The 21219-nt window shown below is 67.0% G+C and carries 22 protein-coding genes; 8 read left to right on the forward strand and 14 right to left on the reverse strand.

From position 1 onward, the window contains the following. Positions 1-4: 4 nt before the first annotated feature. Positions 5-811, reverse strand: coding sequence for an alpha/beta fold hydrolase (locus PMI12_RS17460; RefSeq protein WP_007835049.1), 807 nt, complete (start codon positions 809-811; stop codon positions 5-7). Between the two features lies 1 nt (position 812). After that, positions 813-2123: an O-acetylhomoserine aminocarboxypropyltransferase gene (locus tag PMI12_RS17465; RefSeq protein WP_007835051.1), complete on the reverse strand. Its 1311-nt coding sequence runs from the start codon at positions 2121-2123 to the stop codon at positions 813-815. A gap of 153 nt (positions 2124-2276) precedes the next feature. On the opposite strand from PMI12_RS17465, the gene PMI12_RS17470 reads away from it, so the two are divergent. Continuing rightward, complete coding sequence (locus PMI12_RS17470; RefSeq protein WP_007835053.1) at positions 2277-2729, forward strand: CBS domain-containing protein; 453 nt, start codon at positions 2277-2279, stop codon at positions 2727-2729. A 27-nt stretch (positions 2730-2756) separates the two neighbouring features. Here the strand turns inward: PMI12_RS17470 and PMI12_RS17475 are convergent, their stop codons facing one another. The 3 genes from PMI12_RS17475 to PMI12_RS17485 are packed head-to-tail and all read right to left on the reverse strand — an operon-like array spanning position 2757 to position 5930. Further along, the gene (locus PMI12_RS17475) at positions 2757-3845 is read right to left on the reverse strand and encodes a nucleoside hydrolase (protein WP_007835055.1); all 1089 of its coding nucleotides are present in this window, start codon (positions 3843-3845) and stop codon (positions 2757-2759) included. Between the two features lie 7 nt (positions 3846-3852). Further along, positions 3853-4830 carry a Bug family tripartite tricarboxylate transporter substrate binding protein gene (locus PMI12_RS17480; RefSeq protein ID WP_007835057.1) on the reverse strand — a complete coding sequence of 326 codons (978 nt, stop codon included), beginning with the start codon at positions 4828-4830 and terminating at the stop codon, positions 3853-3855. Between the two features lie 8 nt (positions 4831-4838). Beyond that, entirely contained in the window at positions 4839-5930 is a 1092-nt protein-coding gene (locus PMI12_RS17485; protein ID WP_007835059.1) for an adenosine deaminase family protein, read from the reverse strand. An 86-nt stretch (positions 5931-6016) separates the two neighbouring features. On the opposite strand from PMI12_RS17485, the gene PMI12_RS17490 reads away from it, so the two are divergent. Beyond that, positions 6017-6982, forward strand: coding sequence for a LysR family transcriptional regulator (locus tag PMI12_RS17490; RefSeq protein WP_007835067.1), 966 nt, complete (start codon positions 6017-6019; stop codon positions 6980-6982). Positions 6983-6987: 5 nt separating this feature from the next. On the opposite strand, the gene PMI12_RS17495 is transcribed toward PMI12_RS17490, so the two are convergent. Beyond that, a complete protein-coding gene (locus PMI12_RS17495) occupies positions 6988-8205 on the reverse strand; it encodes a polyhydroxyalkanoate depolymerase (protein WP_007835070.1) in 1218 nt (405 codons plus the stop codon). Positions 8206-8299: 94 nt separating this feature from the next. Between PMI12_RS17495 and PMI12_RS17500 the strand changes: the two genes are divergently transcribed. After that, on the forward strand, positions 8300-8956 hold the full coding sequence (locus PMI12_RS17500) for a glutathione S-transferase (protein ID WP_007835071.1): 657 nt from the start codon (positions 8300-8302) through the stop codon (positions 8954-8956). A 21-nt stretch (positions 8957-8977) separates the two neighbouring features. On the opposite strand, the gene PMI12_RS17505 is transcribed toward PMI12_RS17500, so the two are convergent. Beyond that, entirely contained in the window at positions 8978-9805 is an 828-nt protein-coding gene (locus PMI12_RS17505) for a helix-turn-helix domain-containing protein (RefSeq protein WP_007835073.1), read from the reverse strand. Between the two features lie 111 nt (positions 9806-9916). On the opposite strand from PMI12_RS17505, the gene PMI12_RS17510 reads away from it, so the two are divergent. Together PMI12_RS17510 and PMI12_RS17515 are read left to right on the forward strand one after the other, a co-directional pair. After that, on the forward strand, positions 9917-10903 hold the full coding sequence (locus PMI12_RS17510; RefSeq protein WP_007835077.1) for a tripartite tricarboxylate transporter substrate binding protein: 987 nt from the start codon (positions 9917-9919) through the stop codon (positions 10901-10903). Between the two features lie 20 nt (positions 10904-10923). Next, positions 10924-12240: an aromatic ring-hydroxylating dioxygenase subunit alpha gene (locus PMI12_RS17515; RefSeq protein ID WP_007835079.1), complete on the forward strand. Its 1317-nt coding sequence runs from the start codon at positions 10924-10926 to the stop codon at positions 12238-12240. Here PMI12_RS17515 and PMI12_RS17520 read toward each other — a convergent pair whose 3' ends face one another. From PMI12_RS17520 to PMI12_RS17545, 6 genes are read right to left on the reverse strand one after another with little or no spacing between them, the layout of a single operon-like run. Beyond that, positions 12241-12588, reverse strand: a complete 348-nt coding sequence (locus PMI12_RS17520) for a DOPA 4,5-dioxygenase family protein (RefSeq protein ID WP_007835080.1) — start codon at positions 12586-12588, stop codon at positions 12241-12243. A gap of 7 nt (positions 12589-12595) precedes the next feature. Then, positions 12596-12799 carry a DUF4166 domain-containing protein gene (locus tag PMI12_RS17525; protein WP_007835082.1) on the reverse strand — a complete coding sequence of 68 codons (204 nt, stop codon included), beginning with the start codon at positions 12797-12799 and terminating at the stop codon, positions 12596-12598. A gap of 51 nt (positions 12800-12850) precedes the next feature. Continuing rightward, positions 12851-13915, reverse strand: a complete 1065-nt coding sequence (locus PMI12_RS17530; RefSeq protein ID WP_007835083.1) for an SRPBCC family protein — start codon at positions 13913-13915, stop codon at positions 12851-12853. Between the two features lie 42 nt (positions 13916-13957). Next, positions 13958-14917, reverse strand: a complete 960-nt coding sequence (locus PMI12_RS17535; protein WP_007835085.1) for an SAM-dependent methyltransferase — start codon at positions 14915-14917, stop codon at positions 13958-13960. Positions 14918-14949: 32 nt separating this feature from the next. Then, positions 14950-15372 (reverse strand): thiol-disulfide oxidoreductase DCC family protein, encoded by a 423-nt coding sequence (locus tag PMI12_RS17540; protein ID WP_007835087.1) that lies wholly within the window; start codon positions 15370-15372, stop codon positions 14950-14952. A 59-nt stretch (positions 15373-15431) separates the two neighbouring features. Then, the gene (locus PMI12_RS17545) at positions 15432-16016 is read right to left on the reverse strand and encodes a GbsR/MarR family transcriptional regulator (protein WP_007835089.1); all 585 of its coding nucleotides are present in this window, start codon (positions 16014-16016) and stop codon (positions 15432-15434) included. A 117-nt stretch (positions 16017-16133) separates the two neighbouring features. Between PMI12_RS17545 and PMI12_RS17550 the strand changes: the two genes are divergently transcribed. The 3 genes from PMI12_RS17550 (at position 16134) to PMI12_RS17560 (ending at position 19539) form a co-directional block, all read left to right on the forward strand. Continuing rightward, positions 16134-17228: a PA0069 family radical SAM protein gene (locus PMI12_RS17550; RefSeq protein ID WP_007835093.1), complete on the forward strand. Its 1095-nt coding sequence runs from the start codon at positions 16134-16136 to the stop codon at positions 17226-17228. A gap of 344 nt (positions 17229-17572) precedes the next feature. Continuing rightward, complete coding sequence (locus tag PMI12_RS17555; RefSeq protein ID WP_042673638.1) at positions 17573-18499, forward strand: LysR family transcriptional regulator; 927 nt, start codon at positions 17573-17575, stop codon at positions 18497-18499. Positions 18500-18864: 365 nt separating this feature from the next. Then, positions 18865-19539 (forward strand): hypothetical protein, encoded by a 675-nt coding sequence (locus PMI12_RS17560; protein ID WP_007835095.1) that lies wholly within the window; start codon positions 18865-18867, stop codon positions 19537-19539. A 94-nt stretch (positions 19540-19633) separates the two neighbouring features. Here the strand turns inward: PMI12_RS17560 and gnd are convergent, their stop codons facing one another. Continuing rightward, positions 19634-21055, reverse strand: a complete 1422-nt coding sequence (gene gnd, locus PMI12_RS17565; protein WP_042673648.1) for a decarboxylating NADP(+)-dependent phosphogluconate dehydrogenase — start codon at positions 21053-21055, stop codon at positions 19634-19636. Positions 21056-21219 lie beyond the last annotated feature (164 nt).

The raw sequence follows: 21219 nt of genomic DNA on the forward strand, positions 1-21219 counted from the left end.
GCGCTCAGGCGCTCAGGAAGTCGCGCAGCGCGAACAGCACCGCGTCGGGCGCCTCGCTCATCAGCGAGTGGCCCGCGTGCACCGTCACCACCTTCGCGTTGCGCGCCTTGCCCACCAGCGCCTTGGTGGCGCGCGGCGGCGTCATCTGGTCGGCGTCCCCGAGCAGGAACAGCACCGGGCACTGCACTTTCTCGATGGCGGCCTCGCCGTTCGCGTAGTCGTTGCAGGCCTTGAAGCCGATGTGGAACACGTTGGCTTCGCGGTTGCTCGCGAGCACGCGGCGCATCAGCGCGCGCGAGCTGCCGTAGAGCCAGGTGCCCGGGCCGAGCGAGGAGGGCGGCGGCGCCAGCAGCGAGTGCGAGAAGGTGTTGACCATGGCGATGGCGCGCTGCGGGTCGCTCACCGAGCTTTCGAGCAGCGCGGGCGACACCACCATCGGGTAGGCCGTGCCCACCATCGCGAGTTGCGTGATGCGCTCCGGCGCGCGCGAGGCCGCCTCCAGCGCGATCAGCGAGCCGAAACTGTGGCCGACCAGCGCGGCCTTCTGCACGCCGGCCGCGTCGAGCAGCGCGATCACGAACTGCGCCGCCTCTTCCACGCTGGCCGGCGGCGGGCCTTCGCTCTTGCAGTGGCCGGGCAGGTCGACCGCGAGCACGTTCCAGCCGTGGTTGGCGAACCAGCGGCTCTGCAGGATCCACACGCTGTGGTCGTTCAGCACGCCGTGGATGAAGACGACGGTGGGCCTGGCCGCATCGAAGGGCTTGCCGCCGGTGTAGCAGTACGCGGTGTGGCCGTTGACGGTGTAGTTCATGTCAGGCACCCGCCTTTTCCGCGGCCTTCAGGGCGCGCTTCAGGTCGTCGATCAGGTCGGCGGGGTCTTCCAGGCCGATCGACAGGCGGATCGTGCCCTGCGAGATGCCTGCACCGGCCAGCGCCTCGTCGGTCATGCGGAAGTGCGTGGTGCTCGCGGGGTGGATCACCAGGCTGCGGCAGTCGCCCACGTTGGCCAGGTGGCTGAAGAGCTTCAGCGCTTCGATGAAGGCCTTGCCCTGCGCGCGGCTGCCCTTGATGTCGAAGCTGAACACCGCGCCCGCGCCGCGCGCGCCATGGCGAAGCAGCTTCTGCGCGAGCACGTGGCTCGGGTGCGATTCGATCAGCGGATGTCCCACGCGCGACACGAACGGGTGGCTCGCGAGGAACTCGACCACCTTCTGCGTGTTGTCGATGTGCCGCTCCATGCGCAGGGGCAGCGTCTCGATGCCCTGCAGGATCAGCCAGGCCGTGTGCGGGCTCATCGAGGCGCCGAAGTCGCGCAGGCCCTCGCGGCGGGCGCGCAGCAGGAAGGCGCCGACGGTGCTTTCCTCGCTGAACACCATGTTGTGGAAGCCGTCGTAGGCCTGGGTCAGCTCGGCGAATTTGCCAGACTTTTCCCAGTCGAAGCTGCCGCCGTCGACCACCACACCGCCGATGACGGTGCCGTGGCCCGAGAGGAACTTGGTGGCCGAGTGGTAGATCAGGTCGGCGCCCCAGTCGAAGGGCTTGATGAGGTAGGGCGAGGTGAGCGTGGAGTCGACCAGCAGCGGCACGCCGGCCTCGTGCGCGATGTCGGCCACGGCCGGGATGTCGAGCACGTCCAGCCCGGGGTTGCCCACCGTCTCGCCGAAGAAGAGCTTGGTCTCGGGCCGCACCGCGGCGCGCCAGCCGTCGAGGTCGCCGGGCTTCACGAAGGTGGTCTCGATGCCGAAGCGGCGCATCGTGTAGTGCAGCAGGTTCTGCGAGCCGCCGTACAGGGCCGTGCTGGCCACGATGTGCGAGCCGGCGCCCATCAGCGTGGCCACCGACAGGTGCAGTGCCGCCTGCCCGCTGGCGGTGGCGATCGCGCCGATGCCGCCCTCGAGCGCCGACACGCGCTGCTCGAGCACCGCGTTGGTCGGGTTGCTGATGCGCGAGTACACGTGGCCCGCGCGCTCCAGGTTGAACAGGGCGGCCGCGTGGTCGCTCGACTCGAAGACGAAGGAGGTGGTCAGGTGGATCGGCACCGCCCGCGCGCCGGTCGTGGGGTCGGGCGCGGCGCCGGCGTGCAGCGCGAGGGTGTCGAAACCGGGGTCGGAATAACCGGGCATGAGGGCCTTTCTGTGGCTGAGCGTTGTCTCCTGGCAATGCCCCGTTACGTCTGCAATTCATGCGTCCGCGACATGGGCGCTCAGGTCGGCGTCGATTGTGGGCTATATTCAAATCGGCACGCCGCCGAGATAGAAGTCCGAGAGGAGCAAACGATGAAAGTCAGCGACATCCTTCGCGTCAAGGGCAATACGCTCTTCACCATCACGCCAGACGACCTGCTGGCAGAAGCCGCCAACACCATGGCGGAAAAGGACATCGGTTCGCTGGTGGTCATGGAGCATGGCGACCTGGTCGGCATGCTCACCTTTCGCGAAGTGATCGTTGCCGTCGTCAAGAACGGCGGCCAGATCGGCACCACGCTCGTGCGCAAGGCCATGGACGACGCGCCGGTCACCTGCACCCTGGAAACCGACCTCGACGAAATCCGCCGCATCATGCTGGAGCGCCACGCGCGCTACATGCCCGTGATGGACAAGCGCATGCTGATGGGCGTGATCAGCTTCTACGACGTGGCCAAGGCCGTGGTGGACAGCCAGAACTTCGAGAACAAGATGCTCAAGGCCTACATCCGCGATTGGCCTGCGGAGGACGAGAAGGCCGGCTGACCGGCCGGCCCGCGCGGCGTCCCCCGGTCAGGGCAGCCGCGTGATCTCCGCGTGCAGCAGCGCGTGGAAGCCTTCGGCATCGGCCTCGCCGATCCACAGCGCATTGGGCGCGCGGCGGTTGTAGCCGCGAAAATCGACCACCGTCGCGCCGGTCGTGAACTCCCCCTTGGTCTCCACGTCCACGCTCACCTTGGCGCCCTTGAACAGCTCGGGCCGCAGCAGGTACGCGATCACGCAGGGGTCGTACACCGGCCCCACGGCCACGCCGCGCCGGCGCACGCCGTACGCCATCATCGAATCGAAGATGTCCGCCACCACCTTGCCGGCGTTGTTGCCCATGGCGCGAAAGGGCGCGATACGCTCGGGCGTCACCAGCACACGGCGGGCCGCGTCGTGCGACATGGCAGTCACCGGCACGCCGCTGCGGAACACGATCGAGGCCGCCTCCGGGTCTGCATACACGTTGAAGGTGGCGGCGGGCGTGATGTTGCCGCCCACGCCCCAGGAGCCGTCCATCACCACGATCTCTGCAATGGCGGGTTTGATGTCGGGCGCCGAGTTGAGCGCGGCCGCGAAGTTGGTGAGCGGCCCCAGGCCCACGAGCGTGATGCTCTTCGGCGGCGCGGCGCGCAGCGTCTCGACGATGTACTGCACCGCGTGGGTGGGCATCAGCGGGCCGTGCGGCTCGTGCAGCGTCGGGCCTTCCATGCCGGTCTTGCCGTGCACGTCGTCGGCGAAGATGGGCTCGCGCACCAGCGGGCGCGGATAGCCGGCATAGACCGGGATGTCGGGCCGGGCGGCCCAGTCGCGCACGATGCGCGCGTTCTTCGCGGTCACGGCCAGCGGCAGGTTGCCCACGCTCACCGTCAGCGCCTTGATGTCGAGCCGGTCGGTGGCGGCCATGGCCATCAGCAGCGCGACGGCGTCGTCCTGGCCGGGGTCGGTGTCGATGATGACCTGGCGCTTGCCGCTCGCGGGCGGCAGTTGTGCAAGCGGCGTGCCGGCCAGCGCCTGCGCCAGCTCGGCGGGGCCGGGGCTCTGCGCGAAGGCCATGCCGGCAAGGCCGGCGGCGGACGCGCCGAGGAGCGCACGGCGGGACAGCAGCGGCGAGGTCATGGCGCGCTCACTCCTTGATGTTGGCGGTTTGCACGATCTTCTGGTTGCGGGCGTACTCGGCCTGCACGAACTTCCCGAACGACTCGGCCGTGCTGTTGCCCGGCAGCGCGCCTTGCTCCAAGAGCTTGCTGCGCACGCCTTCTTCCTGCAGCACCGCGTTGAGCTCGCGGTTGATCTGCGCGACCACCGCCGGCGGCGTCTTCGCGGGCGCGAAGATGCCGGTCCAGCTCACCATGTCGAAGCCCTTGAGGCCGGGCATCTCGTCGAATGTGGGCACGTTGGGCAGCGCGGCCAGCCGCTTGCTGCCGGTGATGCCGAGCGCCTTCAGGCGCTTGCCGTTCACGTGCGGGATGGCGCTGGTGCTGACCAGCATCGCCAGGTCGACCTGATCGCCGATCACGTCGGTGGCGATCTGTGCGCCGCCGCGGTAGGGCACGTGCGTGACGAAGATGCCGCTGCGTTCCTTCAGCAGCTCCATGGCGAGCTGCAGCACCGTGCCCACGCCCGAGGTCGCGTAGTTGTACTTGCCGGGCTTGGCCTTCGCGAGCTTCACGAAGTCGGAGAAAGTCTGGGCCTCCAGGCCGGGCCGCGCCACCAGCACCATCGGCGCGGTGTTGAGCAGGCCCACCGGCGCCAGGTCTTTCAGCGGATCGAAGCGGAAGGCCGAGGGGTTCACCAGCTTGCCGATGGCGATGGCGCTGTCGGGCCCTGCCACCAGCGTGTAGCCGTCGGGCGCCGCGTTCACGGCCTTGGCCACGCCGATGGCGCCACCCGCGCCGGCCACGTTTTCCACCACCACCGACTGCTTGAGCCGCTCGCCGAGGCGCTGGGCCACGAGGCGCGCGTTCACGTCCACGCTGCCACCGGCCGTGAAGGGCACGATCAGCGTGATGGGCTTGGCCGAGGGCCACGCCTGCGCGAGGGCCACGGTGGGCAGGGCGGCGCAGAGCGCGGCGGCGAGTAGCAGGCGACGGGGCGTGTTCATGGCGTGGGTCATCCGTGGGAGGAGGGAGTGGGTTCTGTGTCGAGGCGGGCGCGCAGCGAATCGAATTCATCGCTCCACTGCGTGCGCCATGCGCGGCGCTGCGTGCCGTCGATCCACGCGCCGTCGAGGCCGTTGTGCATGAAGCAGCGCAGATCGTCCAGGCCGAAGCCGAAGTCGCGCACCATCATCAGCCAGGCCTGCGTGGGCGTGACCTTGTGCAGCGTCGGGTCGTCGGTGTTGGGGTGGATGCGCAGGCCCAGGCCGGGCATGCGGCGGATCGGATGGTCCAGCGCCCAGCGCTCGGGCGCCAGCGTGCGCAGGTAGTACGAGTTGGTGGGCACCACGGTGAAGGTCACGCCGCGCTCGGCGCACCGGCGCGCGAAATCGGGCTGGTCGACCACCGTGTAGCCGTGGTCGATACGGTCGACCTGCAGCACGTCGAGCGCGGTGCGCACGTTGGTCCAGGGCATGCCGAACTCGCCCGCGTGCGCGGTGGTCTTGAGGCCGGCCTTCTTCGCATTGGCATAGGCCTGCGTGAAGAGCTCCGGCGGGCGGTCGACCTCGCGGTAGTCGATGCCGATGCCGATCACCTCCTCGCAGCGGTGCACCTTGACCCATTCGACCATCTCCACGGCGGCCTCGGGGCTGGCTTCGCGGTCGATGGCTGCGATGAGGCGGCCGACGATGCCGAACTCCTGCTGCGCATCGTGGATGGCGCGAACGATGGCGCCTTGTGCGTGCGGATAGGCAATGCCCGAGCCGTGCACCGTGCCGGTCGGGTTCCAGAAGAACTCGGCGTAGCGCACGTTGTGGGCGGCCGCGTCCTGCAGGTATTCGAGCGTGAGCTGGTAGAGGTCGCCGGCGCTGCGCACCAGCTGGGCGTCGAGCGCGCGCAGCACGCGCAGCACGCCGACCGGTTTTTCGCCGCGCGTGTAGAAGCCCTCGATCTCGTCGGCCGCCAGCGGCGAGCCCGCGCGCTGGTTGAGCTGCTTGAAGGTTTCGTGGCGCACCGTGCCGAACAGGTGGCAATGCAGCTCGGCCTTGGGGATGGCGCGGAGCATCGATTCCAGCGTGAGCAGGGCAGGGGTGGGGCTGGTCATGCGGGCCAGTCTAGTAATGGAGGTCTCATAAGGAAAATTTTGAATTTCTATAATTTGATTCGCTGAATCAATAACCGGAAGTGCCCATGGCCGCCTTGCCCCTGCGTGCGCTCACGCTGCGCCAGCTGCAGTTCTTCTCGGTGCTGGTGGAAGAAGGTCAGTTCGGCCGCGCGGCCCGCAGGCTGGCCATCACGCAGCCGGCTTTGAGCAATGCCATCAAGCAGATGGAAAAGCTGCTCGGCGCCGAACTGCTGTCGCGTTCCACCCACCGGCTCGAACTCACGCCCGTGGGCGCCGAAGTGCTGGCGCGCACCGACTTTCTCGTCAACACCTTCGAGGTGGCGCTGCGCGACATCGAGAGCACAGTGCAGCGCGGCCGCGCCTTCGTGCGCATCGGCGTGATTCCCTCGGCCAGCGCGCGCGTGGCGGCGGCGGCCAGCGAATTCCTCAAGAGTGGCGGCGAGCGCGAGGTGGAACTGGCCTGGCGCGACGCGCCGTCGAACGCGCTGCTGGCCGAACTGCGCAGCGGCCAGATCGACATGGCGGTGGCCGCGATCACCGAGCCGCCGGGCGGCTTGACCTGCATCGACCTGTTCCGTGACCCGCTGGTGCTGGTGGTGCGGCGCGACCACGCACTGGCCGCGGCCGGCGGCGCGAACTGGGAGGCCATCGGCAGCGAGCGGCTGGTGCTGTTCGAGAGCGGCAGCATGCCGGCGCTGGGCAACCCGGCGCGCGCGCAGTTCGCGCAGGGTGCGCAGCCGTACCGGGTGAGCTATTCCGAGACGCTCTATGCGCTGGTGCGCAGCGGACAGGCGCTGGGGCTGATGCCGCGTCTGTACACCTCGTCGCTGCGCGACCCCGAACTGGCCGTGGTGCCGCTGCTGAAGCCGCGCATCGAGCGCCGCGTGGTGCTGGCCTACCTGCCGGGGCCGATGCGCAACGTGGTGGCGCAGGAACTCATTGCCTTCCTGCGCGAGCGCCTGCCGCAGGCCGGCGAGGCGACGGTGCGGCGCGTGAGCGGCAAGGGCGCGCGGGCGCGGCGCCAACCGTAGTCAATTCAGCCCAGCTCGGCCGCGGCGTGGATCGTCTCGCGCACGCGCGGATAGATCTGCGCGTTCCACTTGCTGCCGCTGAACACGCCGTAGTGCCCGACGCCGGCCTGCAGGTGGTGTGCCTTGAGGTAGGGCCGGATGCCCGTGCAGAGGTCTTGCGCCGCCACCGTCTGCCCCACGGAGCAGATGTCGTCACGCTCGCCTTCCACCGTGAGCAGCGCGGTGCGGCGGATGGCGGCCGGGTTCACGGTGCGCTCGCCCACGGTGAGCTTGCCCAGCGGCAGGTCGTAGGTCTGGAACACGCGCTCCACTGTCTCCAGGTAGAACTCGGCGGGCAGGTCGTTCACCGCCAGGTATTCGTCGTAGAAGGCGCCGATGGTGCGGGCCTTCTCGACGTTGCCTTCGACAAGGTGGCTGTACATGTCCTGGAACTGCTTCTTGTGCCGCTCGGGGTTCATGCTCATGAAGGCCGAGAGCTGCAGGAAGCCCGGGTACACGCGCCGCATCATGCCGGCGTGCGGCCACGGCACATGGCTGATGAGGTTGCGCCTGAACCAGTCGATGGGCCGGTCGGTCGCGAGCTTGTTCACCGCCGTGGGGTTGATGCGGCAATCGACCGGGCCGGCCATCAACGTCAGGCTGCGCGGCGTGGCGGGGTTGTCGTCCTCGGCCATCAGCGCGGTCGCGGCCAGTGCGGCCACGCAGGGCTGGCACACCGCCACCATGTGCACGCCCGGGCCCACGGCCTCCAGGAAGCCGATGAGCTGCAGCGTGTAGTCGTCCAGCCCGAAGCCGCCATGCCACAGCGGCACGTCGCGCGCGTTGTGCCAGTCGGTCAGGTACACGTCGTGGTCGCGCAGCAGGGTGCGCACCGTTTCGCGCAGCAGCGTGGCGAAATGGCCCGACAGTGGCGCGGCCAGCAGCACTGGCGGATGCACCGCATCGGTGTTCTTGCGGAAGTGCAACAGGGTGCCGAAGGGCGAGACGAGGGTTTTCTCCTCGTGCACGGCCACCTCGGCGCCGTCGGAAACCACGCTGTGGATGCCGTAGTCGGGCCGGGTGTGGGTCAGCCGCATGCGCGAGAACACCTCGAATTGGGCCGCCATGCGCCGCAATATGGTGCGTTCGGTGCCGTCCTTCCACAGCGCCCTGGCCATGTATTGCGCCGCGAGCCGCGCCGGGGAGAGCAGGTCGGCTTGGTTCTGGTAGGCCCGGTACAGCATGGACTTCGCGCAGGCAAGTTGCGGGCCAGCCGCTTGGCATGCGGCTTGCACGCAGACTGGACGAAAGGGCGCCACGCCCAAGGAGAGCTTCGAGATGGCCAAACCCGTTCTCACCATCAGCAGCAAGAACTACGGCGCGTGGGCGCTGCGCGGCTGGCTGATGTGCAGGCTGGCCGGGCTGGAGTTCAGCGAGAAGGTCATCCCGCCCGACGACCCGGCCATGAAAGCCGAGATGCTGCTGCTGTCGTCCTCGATGCTGGTCCCCTCGCTGCAGCACGGCGGCGTGAAGGTGTGGGACACGCTGGCCATCGGCGAGTACCTCAACGAGATCAAGCCCAAGGCCGGCCTGTTGCCCGCCGACGTGGCGGCCCGCGCCCACTGCCGCGCCATCTGCGGCGAGATGCATTCGGGCTTCGCCTCGATGCGCGGCGCGCTGCCGATGAACATCAAGGCCCATTTCAAGAACTTCAAGGTGTGGTCGCGCGCGCAGGCCGACATTGACCGCATCGTTGCCATTTGGCGCGAGTGCCTCAAGGCCTACGGCGGCCCGTTCCTCTTCGGCAGCCAGCCGGGCATGGCCGACGCGATGTATGCGCCGGTGGTCACGCGTTTCCTGAGCTACGACGTGGCGCTGGACAGCGTGTGCGCGGCCTACTGCAAGCGGGTGATGGAACTGCCGGCCATGAAGGAATGGGTGGCTGCGGCGAAGCAGGAACCCGACGAGATCGACGAGCTGGATGCGGAGTTCTGAACTGCGGCCCTGCCTCGCACTTCATTCATTGGCGGGCGGCGGCTCGAAGCCGCCCTGCGCCAGCTTGCGCTCGATGTTCTGCGCGGCCTGCTGCATGTCGGCGAGGTGCGCGGACACGATCTCGCGCTCGCTTTTCACCGCCGGCAGCCACGCGCAGCTGAGACAGCCAACCACCCTGTCTTCGTGGCGCAGCGGCACCGACACCGCGCCGAAGCGGTCGGGCGAATCCATGCTGGTCGAGGTCGGGTCGCGCGCCACATAGCCCAGGTCGCGCGCGTGCGCCACCATGCGGCGGACGTTCTCGGGGCGCCGTGCGGCGCGGTCGAAGTCGTTCGGCGAGCGCGCCAGCGCGGCGAGGATCTCGCGCCGCTCGTCCTCGGGGCAGAACGACAGGTAGCAGCGGCCCAGCGACGACAGCAGCATCGGCGGCCGGAAGCCCAGCGCGCGGTAGTTGACCGCCAGGCCGTTGCGCGGCCGGTCGGTGTCGAGGATGAGCATGGCCGTGCCGTCGCGCACGCCCAGGTCGATGGGCCATGGCACCAGCCGCTGCAGCGTGGCGCGTGCAGGCGCAGCAAGCGCCGAAAGCCGCGTGCGCCATGCCGCCAGGGGCCCCGACTGGCCGGTCGCCGACGCGGGCACGTAGCGCTTGTCGTGCTCGCTGCGCTCGACCCAGCCCGCCTGCTGCAGCGTCTTGAGGATGCGCAGCAGCGTGGCTTTCGACACGCCGGTCTGCCGGTGCAGCTCCTGCAGCGTGACGGCCGAGGAGCGCTGGATGGCCAGCATCACGTCGAGCCCGCGGCGCAGCGCGTCGATCGACTTCACACTCTGCGCGCCCATGGTGTCGGACATGCCGGCCTCCAGAAAAAAGGTTCACTGAGTGAAACTATATCTTCTGGCCGCGCGGCCTCGTTCCTACAGTGCGTTCGACCCCAACGTCGTCCCACCGAGAAGGAAAAGAGCATGTTGTTTCACCACCGAAACGCGGCCCATGCCGCTGCTGCAGCCGTTCTTTCGCTATGTGCCGCCACCGCGGCCATGGCGCAGGCATGGCCCACGAAGCCCATCACCATCGTCGTGGCCTATCCGGCGGGCGGCGACACCGACGCCATCGCGCGGACCTATGCCGAGAAGCTGTCGCAGCGCGTCGGCCAGCCGGTGCTTGTCGACAACCGGCCCGGCGCGAGCGGCATGATCGGCAACGTGTGGGTCGCCAAGGCGCAGGCCGACGGCTACACGCTGCTGTTCACGCCCAGTACCTTTCCGATCGCGCAGCATGTGCTGAAGACCGGTCCCGGCGTGGCGCATGACGTGGTGAAGGACTTCACGCCCATCGTGAAGACCGGCAACATCCCGTTGCTGCTGGTCACCGCGCCTGCGACCGGCATCCAGAGCGTGGCGCAGCTCGTGGCCGGCGCGAAGGCCGGCAAGGCCTTCACCTACGGCACGCCGGGCGCGGGCTCGCCGATGCACATCGCGGGCGAGCTGCTCAACAAGGACGCGGGCATTGCCGCGACGCATGCGCCATACCGCGGCGTAGCCCCCGTGGTCAACGACACGCTCGGCGGCCACGTCAGCGTGGGCTGGATCACGCCCGGTGCCGTGTCGGGCCACATCGCCGCCGGCAAGCTGATCCCGCTCGCGGTCGCCGAGCGCCAGCGCACGAAGCTGATGCCCAACGTGCCCACCTTCATCGAACTGGGCTACCGGGACGTGGACGTGAGCGCATGGATGGGCCTGCTCGGCCCGAAGGCCATGCCCGCCGATGTCGTGCAGGCGCTCAACCAGCACTTCAACGAAATCCTGAAGATGCCCGACGTGCAGGCCAAGATGGCCGCGCTCGGCATCGAGCCCGTCGGTGGCGCGCCCGCCGTGCTGGCGCGCCAGATCCTGGATGACGACCAGCGCTTCGGAAAGCTGGTGCGCGAGTTCGGCATCCGCGCCGATTGAAGGACGGGGAGACGACAAGCATGTTGAGCGAAGAAAAAAACCGCCTGCTGACCGAAGTGGGCCCCGGCAAGCCGATGGGCGACTACCTGCGCCGCTACTGGCACCCGATCGCCGGCGCCAGCGAGTTCGACGGCAAGGCCGTGAAGCCGCTGCGCATCCTCGGCGAAGACCTCGTGCTCTACAAGGACCTGAGCGGCAACTACGGACTGGTCGACCGCCGCTGCCCGCACCGCAATGCCGACATGTCCTACGGCTACGTCGAGAAATGCGGCCTGCGCTGCAGCTACCACGGCTGGCAATACGACCAGGGCGGCCAGTGCATTCACCAGCCCTTCGAGGAAACGCTGGACCCCGGTGCGCGCATGCGCAGGAACACAAAGATCAAGGCCTACCCGGTGCAGGAGAAGGCCGGCCTGCTCTGGGCCTACATGGGCCCGCTGCCCGCGCCGCTGCTGCCTGACTGGGAGCTGTTCAACTACAAGAACGGCTTCGCGCAGGCGGTGTTCGCGGAGATTCCGTGCAACTGGTTCCAGTGCCAGGAAAACTCCATCGACCCCGTGCACTTCGAGTGGACCCACAACAACTGGACCACGCGCCTGCAGGGCGAGGAAGGGCCGTACGTGCCCACGCATCTGAAGCTGGCCTTCGAGGAGTTCGAGCACGGTTTCGTCTACAAGCGCCTGCGCGGCGGCGAGCGCGAAGACAACGTGATGTGGACCACCGGCCGCGTCACGCTGTGGCCCAACGGCTTCTTCCTGGGCCATCACTTCGAATGGCGTGTGCCCATCGACGACCACCATACGCTCAGCGTGCTGTGGGTGCTGAGCCGCGTGCCGACCGAGCAGGAGCCCTATGTGCAGGAGCGCATCCCCTCGTGGTACGGGCCCATCAAGGACCCGGCCACCGGCCGCTGGATCACCAGCCACGTCGCCAACCAGGACTTCGTGGTGTGGGTGGGGCAGGGCACCGTCACCGACCGCACGCGCGAGAAGCTGGGCCAGAGCGACAAGGGCATCGTGATGATGCGCCGCCGCTTCTTCGAGGAGATCGAGGCGATGCAGGCCGATCCGGCGCACGAGCCCAAAGGGCTGATCCGCGACGCGGAGAAGAACCGCGATGTGTTCCTGCCCTCGGCCTGCCGCGACGAGATGCTGAGCGGCCTGCCGCGTGCCGAACTGGCCGCGCATCCGCTGCTGGGCCCGTACCTGAAGGACTTCTTCGGGCAGGCCGGCCAGCCCGACGACGTGCGCGCAGCCTACGAACAGGCCATCGGCCAGAAGGTCGAGGGCGCGACCTTCTTCAAGGTGCACGGTGCCGGCTCGGAAGAGAAGGCCTAGTCAGTGCCGGAACATCCGCAGGTCGAGTGCGCTTTCTTCGCCGAGCCACATGGCATGCGCCGTGTGGTCGGCAAGGTCGTCGCCCGTCACGCCGTGCACGAACACGTCGAGCCCGTCGCGGTTGGCTTCGAGCCAGCCGATGACCTGGTCGAACTCGGCGGCGTCGAAGGCGATCTGGCAGCTCCAGTGCGGATGCGGCCCCACCAGCCGCTCGTGCACGCGGCCGACCACCACCATCAGCTCGCGGCCCGCGCGCTCGCAAAGGGCCTTGGCCTGCGCGAGCGTGTCGGGCCCGAAATAGACGTGGGCGTGATACTGGGCGTAGAGGTTCTCTGGGCGGCGCGGCATGGTGCGCTCATTGTGATCCCGTTCGCGGGCCGAGGTGAAAGCGCCCGCTGTATCGGAACACGTCGCCGAGCCAGCGGTGGCGCAGCAGCATCTTGATCGTGAAGCGGTCGGCATCGGCCGGGTCGGGCCGTTCTTCGACGTAGGCGGTGCCGAGAAAGAGGCAGAGCGGCAGCGGAATGCGCAACCCCGCGATGCGCCAGACATAGCCCATGTCAGTCCCAGGCGGGGCCCAGCGCTTGCTGGAAGACGGGCTGCACCGTCGTCATCCGGCGGTGGGCGGCATTGCCGTGGCTTCGCTGCGCGCCTTGTAGAAGCGCAGGATGTTCTCCGAGGCGTCGTCCAGCAGCAGATGCATGACACGGTCGGCATACCAGTTGAAGCTGGTGCTCAGCCGCCACGACACCGCCACGCGAAGCTCGGTGCCGCCGTCGCGTGGTGTCAGCGTGTAGGTGGCGTCGCGCAGGTCGAAGTATTGGCCGCCGATCATCACGTGGTCGTCGAGCGCGCCGGCCGGGAAGGAATCGGGCGAGAAGCGGAAGCGCCACTTCAGCAGGCGGTTGGGCTCCCACTCGGTGATGACCTCTTCGAAATGCACGTTCTTCTGCCACTGCACCTGGCGCACGCGGCCCTCGGGCGCGTCGACCGTCACGCCCGACACCGGCATCGGCACGCCGATGCGGTAGGCCCATGCGTCGCCGACCTCGGCGGGGCGGATGTCGCTCGCGGCATTGAGCTCGTGCCACACCCGCTCGGGCGGCGCTGCGATGAAGAGCGCGCGCGAGGTGTTGGAGAAGCGGTCGGGGTTGGACAGTTGGGGCTCGATGGCGCCGAGCACCAGCGGCAGCATCGCGAAGCTGTAGATGGCCTGCTTGGGCCAGTTGGTGACGCGGCACACGATGCCCATCGCCAGCCCGCCCACGCTGCCCATGGTGGCGAACAGCGGCACGATGACGATGGCGCAGATCAGGCCTTCGATGAACACCAGCAGCGTTCCGCCGACGAAGAGCGAGGTCGCCACCCACGGCGCCCAGATGTAGTACCCCCAGCTGCGGCGCTCGATGCGCTCGGCCATGTACACCGTGACCGCGCCGCATACCGCGGGCACGAAGTAGACGAAGGAAGCCAGCATGGCCGAGTAGGGCTTGCCGGGGGCGCTGCTGAAAAAGAGGCGCAGCACGAGCGCGACCGCGGCGCCGATGGCCATCGGCCAGAACCAGCCGAAGGGCATGCCGCGAACGGGCTTGGGCTGTGCTTCTTCGCTCATCGCGGGCTGCGGCTCGACGGGGGGCCGCCCGGCGAACCTGCTTTCTTCGGGATCGTTTTGCATGAAAAGCCTCTTCTCCTCTGTCTGTTTGTATTCGTGTTGCGCTCAGTCGGCGCGGCGCCTGGCGGTGACCATGCAGTAGTCGAAGTCGCGCCAGAACGTGCCCAGCGCCAATGCGCAGTAGCTGGCCACGATGTGCTTGCGCCGCCATGGGCTGAGCCTGCCGCGCGCCTTCCAGAGTTCGGCCAGCGTGAAGCGGGTGGCCAGTACCGGGATGTGCAGCGCGCTGGGCGCGACGCGCCAGCGCAGCGACTTCACTTCCACGTCGTCGAAGCCGTGCTCATGCAGTGCAGCGATGAAGTCTTCGCGCACGGCCAGTGTGGGCACGGCCCAGCTGTCGGCCCACAGGCGGTGCAGCCAGCCCGCGAGGCGACCGGGGCTGCGGCGAAGCAGGAAACCGTCGACCACCGCGAGGCGCGCGCCTGGCCTCAGCAGCCGCGCGGCTTCACGGATGAAGTCGGCCTTGCTGGTGCCGCCGGCATAGCAGGCGCTTTCCACGGCCCACGCGCCATCGGCCTGTGCTGCGGGCAGGCCGGTGCGGGTGTAGTCGGCCTCGATGTGCGCCATGCGGTCGGTCACGCCCGCGGCGGCGTCGAGCTTCGCGGCGATGCGGTTCTGCACGGCGACGTTGGTCACGGTGATGGCGTAGAGCGACTCGTGGTCGCCAACCAGCGTGCGCGCGGTGGCGCCGGCGCCGCAGCCCAGGTCGATCACGCAGCGGCGTTGCGCCGCGCTGCCGGGCCGTGCCTGGCCGAGCTGCAGCGCGCGGCCGACCACGCGATTCATTTCCACCAGCATGCCTTCGCGCCGCAGCGGGTTCAGGCCCGCGCGCCAGAAGCCGAAGTGCATGTTGTAGCTGGGACTCCACGCGCTGTAGTCGACTGCGACTTCGGTGAAGTAGTCCTGCGTGTCCTCGGCCGTGATGGGCGCGCTTGCGTGGCTCGCCGGGATACGCAGGGGCGTGTCGTGGGGCGTGCGGAAGTCGGGCCGGAAAACAGTGGACATGGCGATTCCCTCAGATGGTTGTTCGTTGGTTCTCAGAGGCGGCAGTTGCCGTCGTCGCAGGAGGGCGCGACGCGCCCCGCCAGCCTTGCGGCCAGCCAGCGCGGAATGCGGTAGCGGTTGCGCGCCAGCAGCGCATAGGCGCGGTCGGCCAGCGGTGCGACCAGAGGCAGGTCGAGCAGGAAGCTGCCGCTGGACAGGCCGACCGCCGTGCGGCAGATGCGGATCGCCGGCACGCCGACGAAGACCCGGCCTTCGGCGTCCGATACGTGGATGGCCGCCATCAGCGCGCTGCGCGGGGCCGGACCGCTGCTGAACGCCACTGGCGAGCAGTCGACCAGTTGCAGCCGGGCTTCCGCGTCGCGCGCCTTGAGGCTGCCCATTTCGGCAGAGCAGATCGCGCAGCTGGCGTCGAAGTAGATCGTGAGCGGGTAGGCGGGAAGGGTGGGGCGGCTCATGGCGTTCTTTGTTATCGATATTTCTGTCAAAACAGAAATAAATGGGCAAAAAAGAGACCTCAGATCATCGGCAGGCTGGCGTGGTGCGCGTCGGGGTCATCGCCCTTGCCGGGCGACGCCGATTCGCCGCGAACGAACTTCTGCACGCTGGCGCCCAGCGTCATCACCTTGTCGAGCGTGCCGGGCGACAGCCGCAGCATTTCGTCGGCCCAGGTGGCGAGCTTGTCCATGAGTTCCATGGTGGAGCGGATGCGGTCCTGCGCATCGGCGGGCTCCTTCTGGAAGTCGGGGCTGGAAACCAGCTCGCGCAGCACGCGCACGGTCGGGTCGAATTCGCGTTCCTTGCGCTCGCGCACGACGGTGCGGAACAGCTCCCACACGTCGACGCTGGTCTCGAAATAATCGCGGCGGTCACCCAGCGTGTGGGTCACGCGCACGAGGTTCCAGGCCTGCAGTTCCTTGAGGCTGTTGCTGATGTTGGAGCGGGCCACGCCGAGCGTTTCGCTCAGTTCCTCCGCGTTCATCGGCTTGCCGTGCGCGAAGAGCAGCGCGTGGATCTGCGAGACGGTGCGGTTGACGCCCCACATCGAGCCCATTTCACCCCAGTGCAGCACGAACTTGCGTTGAATGTCGGTGAGTTCCATGGCGTCGAGTTTAGGATTTACGAAATTTCTGTCAATAGAGAAATAGAAAAATTGGCGACGAATGTGAATCGGTGAAATACTGTATGAATACACAGTACTTAAGCCCAAGGAGCTGCCATGCCAACTGCACGGATCCCCGTTCACGCCATCAAGGGCCGCGGTGCGGCCACGCAACTCGCGCACCGTTTCTCGAAGGACGAGCGCAGCGCCTTCGACGACGGCTGGGGCACGCTCGAGGAAGGCGTGGCCGAGGCCGACGAGCTGCAGCCCATTGCCACCGAGATCCGCTTCGAGGACGTGAAGTCGGTGCTCAACGAGAACGACTCGCCCGACGTCCCCTTCGACCGTTCTATCAATCCGTACCGCGGCTGCGAGCATGGCTGCATTTATTGCTTTGCCCGGCCCACGCACAGCTACCTGAATCTCTCTCCGGGCCTCGACTTCGAGACCAAGCTCATCGCCAAGCGCAACATCGTCGAGGTGCTGCGCGCCGAACTTGGGCGCAGGAGCTATCGGCCCAGCTACATCGCCATCGGAACCGCCACGGACTGCTACCAGCCCATCGAGCGCGAATTGCGGCTCACGCGCTCGATCATCGAACTGCTGAAGGAAACGAGGCATCCGTTCGCGCTGGTCACCAAGTCGAGCGCCATCGAGCGTGACTTCGACCTGATCGCGCCCATGGCGGCCGACCGCCTTGCGGCCGTGTACGTCACCGTGACCACGCTCGACGGCGACCTCGCCCGCAAGCTGGAGCCGCGCGCCGCAGCGCCGCATCGACGGCTGCGAGCCATCCGCACGCTGGCCGCGGCCGGCGTGCCGGTGGGTGTGAGCGTAGCGCCGCAGATTCCCTTCGTGACCGAAGACATGGAACTGGTGCTCGAGGCCGCGTGGGAAGCCGGTGCGCGCAGCGCCTTCTACACGGTGGTGCGGCTGCCTTGGGAGGTCGCGCCGCTCTTCAAGGAATGGCTTGCGCTGCACTATCCGCAGCGCGCCGACCGCATCATGGCGCGCATTCACGAGATGCGCGGCGGCAAGGACTACGACGCCGACTTCGCCACACGTATGAAAGGCTCAGGCCTGTGGGCCGACCTGATCCATCAGCGTTTCGAGAAGGCTGCGAACCGCCTCGGCTTCAACCGCGAGCGCATTCCGCTGGACATCACCGCGTTCCGGCCGCCGAGCGCGGTGGGGCAGGGCAGCTTGTTCTAGCTGTGCAGGCTGGAATAAGCAAAGATTCATATATGAATCGGCAAAGGGCCAATTGCGGAAAAAACGTCTTGGCGGAGATAGTGGATTAGATCAACTATCTGCTATTTCCATATAAATGGCAGCCGCGCGGAATAGCTCCGCAGCGAAGGTCTATTTCGAAACTTATTTGTAAAGGCGCCCGTCGATGATAATTGGTCAGCTGGTGCTCAGGATTTTTGGAATTGTATCCGCACCTGATGGATTTTGATCGATTGCAAAGCGGTGATTGATCGATAGCAAAAACGGAATTGATAAATCGAAGCGCGCAAGCGAATTTGAAATCACCTATTGACAGAAAGAATCTCGTGCTCGACCTGAATGAAGTCGCAATGTTCGTCCAAGTCGCGCGCTTCGGCAGTTTTGCCGAAGCGGCGCGGCAACTGCGCATGCCCTCGGCAACGGTGAGCCGCCGCATCCAGCAGCTCGAGGCGCGCCTGGGCACCCGGCTGATGCAGCGCTCGACCCGCAAACTGACGCTGACCAGCGCGGGAGAAACCTTTCGTGAACGATGCGGCCCCGCGGTCGAGGAGCTGATCGAAGCAGGGCAATCGCACGTCTCCGGCAGCCAGGAGCCGTGCGGCCCGGTACGGGTGGCTGCATCGGCCAGCTTCTTCGAATACTTCGAGATGGAATGGGTGACGGCGTTTCTCGATGCGCATCCGTTGGTCCAACTCGACTTCGTTCTCAGCGATGTCCCGGCGGATCTCATTGCCGATCGCATCGACGTGGCATTTCGCATCGGCCCGCTGGCCGATTCGAGCTACGTTTCCCGAAGGATTTTCGCGAGCGACGCTGGCCTCCTGGCCAGCCCCGCCTACCTGGCGGCGCACGGTGTACCCGCCACGCTGCAAGAGCTGAGCGAGCACGAATGCCTGACGCAGCCACCGGAAACCGGCAGCCACGCCACCTGGCGCCTGCAGGGGCCCGACGGCACAGAGGAAGAAGTGCGAGTGAGAGGGCGCTTCACCAGCAACGTGCAGGTGGCGCTGCGCAGGGCCGCCTGCGCCGGGCTCGGCATCGTCGCGTTGCCGGCGGTCCTGACGGCATCGGAAGTGGCCACGGGCCAGCTGGTGCCCGTGCTGCCGCTGTACATGCGAGCGGGACGCGGGATGAGCGTGGTGTATCCCAGCCGCCAACAGCGCCCCCTGGCGGTTTCGGCATTCGTCGACATGGCGGTGGAAAAACTCTGCCTGCAGGAATGGAGGCCGCTGTCCAGCGCGGAGCCTGTGTGAACGAGGGTGGGTGGCCTCAATTGGCGCGACCCATATTGGGGAATTGAAATTTTTCTTGGTGCATGACATGCAATGTGTCATGCCCATTGCCTCAAAACTGAGTGGCTGACCCCCACTTGCGGCGCCAGTAACGAGTCATAAAGTAGTAAAAAATTGTCGCGTGCGCTGATTCGTTTCATGCGGAATGTCCTTGCGGACTGCTTCGAATTGAACGCATCTTTCAGTACGGGCCAATTCATCCATTTTCATCTTTTTCAAGATGGATCGAACTTTATTCGGCAAGGAGATAGCGGATGCAAATTGATCGAATTGGCGCGAAGTGCCGGCGGTGAACTGACATGAGCGCCGCAAGCAGGACACGCCCATTGCTGAGGCTCGGCGTCTACAAGCTGCCGCTTGCCGAAGTCGTCGTGATCCAGACGATCGTGCGGCTGTATGCGAGCGACGCCGCGTTCCCGTGGCAGCTGGTCAATGCGCCGCCGTACGACGCGCTGCTGGTCGATGGTGCCGCCGTGGAAGAGGGCAGCCCGCAGGTGGCCGGCATGGCCGCTGCCGTGCTCAGGCTCACGCGCATGCATTCGGGCGGAAAGCCCGACACGCTGGAGCGGCCGATACGTGCCGACAGGCTGCAGCAATGGCTCAAGACCACCGAGCACGCGCTGCGCGAGGCGACGCCCGCGCGGTCGACGCTGGACGACGCAGCCGCCATGGAGATCGAGGTTTCCGATTCGGTGCGCTTCATGCTCCGCCGCCGGCCGCCAGCCCTGCTGTTGCGCAACGACCTCGACAACATCCGCATGGCGAGCCTGCTGGCACGGCGTGCATTGAACGCGGGCGAACTGGCCGACATCAGCCAGCTTCCGTTTTCCCAGTGCGTTTTATTCCTGCATTCGCTGCAAACGGCCGGTGTGCTTGAACTGCATGTGGGGCCGGCTGTGCTCTCCCACGCGCCGCGCAGCGACGGGGCAGTGCGGCGCGACTTCGGGCCAGGTCTCATCAACGGCATCCGCCGCCGGCTGGGCCTGCGAACTTCATGCTGAAGGAAGGATGAAGGAACTTCTGAGGGAGGTCCGGTCCCGCCGCGCCACCGTGTTGGCGATGGCTGCGCGGTGATCACTTCGAGGGAGAGCCAAGTCACCCAATGACTTCAGGCCAGTCCGTATGGAAGAACTGTCCTTCGGGCTTGTCGGTGCGCTCATACGTGTGCGCGCCGAAGAAGTCGCGCTGCGCCTGCAGCAGGTTCGCCGGCAGGCGCTCTGTGCGGTAGCTGTCGTAGTAGGCCAGCGAGGCGCTGAACGCCGGCACCGGAATGCCGTTGCTCACCGCCAGCGCCACCACCTCGCGCCAGTTCTGCTGCGTGCGGTTCAGCAGGTCCTTGAAGAACGGATCGAGCATCAGGTTGCCCAGCGCCGGGTCGGTGCGGAAGGCGTCGGTGATGCGGTTCAGGAAACGCGCGCGGATGATGCAGCCGCCGCGCCAGATGGAGGCGATGCCGCCGAGGTCGAGCCTCCATTGCTTCTTGTCGCCCATCGTCTTGATGAGGTCGAAGCCCTGTGTGTAGCTGATCACCTTGGAGGCATACAGCGCGTCGTGCACCTTGGCCACCAGCGCCTTCTTCTCGAGCGAGAGTTCGATCTTCGGGCCCTGCAGCACCTTGCTCGCCGCCACGCGCGCCTTCTTCTGCGACGACAGCACACGCGCCTCGACCGCGGCGTTGATGGTGCTGATGACCACCGCGTTCTCGGCCGCGTTGATCAGCGTCCATTGGCCCGTGCCTTTCTGGCCCGCCTTGTCGAGGATGAGGTCGACGATGGGCTTGCCCGTTTCCGGGTCCTTCTGTTCGAGCGCCTTGGCGGTGATCTGGATCAGATAGCTCTGCAGCTCGCCGTTGTTCCATTCGTTGAAGATCGCTGCCATCTCGTCCGTGCTGAAACCGGCCGCCTTGAACAGGCTGTAGGCCTCGCAGATCAGCTGCATGTCGCCGTACTCGATGCCGTTGTGCACCATCTTCACGTAGTGGCCGGCTCCGCCGGGGCCGATATGGATCACGCAGGGCTCGCCGTCCACCTTGGCCGCGATGCTCTCGAAGATAGGCTTCATCACCTCCCAGGTGGAAAGCGGGCCGCCCGGCATGATCGACGGGCCCTTGCGCGCGCCTTCCTCGCCGCCCGACACGCCCGCGCCGATGAAACGCAGGCCCTTGGCTGCAAGGTAGGCGTCGCGGCGCTCGGTGTCGGTGTAGAGGCTGTTGCCGCCGTCGATGACGATGTCGTCCTTGTCGAGCAGCGGGATGAGCTGTTCGATCACCTGGTCGACCGGCGCGCCGGCCTTCACCATGATCTGGATCTTGCGGGGCCTGGCCAGGCTCTGAACGAACTCCTCGAGCGTCTTCGCGCCGACCAGCTTCTTGCCGGGGTTGGCCGCGATGAAGGCTTCGGTGGTCGCCTCGGTGCGGTTGTACACGCTGACCTGGAAGCCGCGGCTTTCCACGTTCAGCACGAGGTTCTGGCCCATCACGGCCAGGCCGATCAATCCGAAATCGCTTTTGTTGCTCATGGCCTGTTCTTTCATGTGCGTGCGCCGGAATGCCAGCGCACCGGTTTGATTCGCGGAACATTTTGCCGGTGTCGGGCCTGGGACAGAGATGGGCGCGTTTTATTCCCGCTTGGCAAGCGGGCATGGCTTGGGGTGTGGGCGCGGTCTGCGAAGTGCCCCGCGTC

This window comes from Variovorax sp. CF313, from assembly GCF_000282635.1.
GTDB lineage: Bacteria > Pseudomonadota > Gammaproteobacteria > Burkholderiales > Burkholderiaceae_C > Variovorax.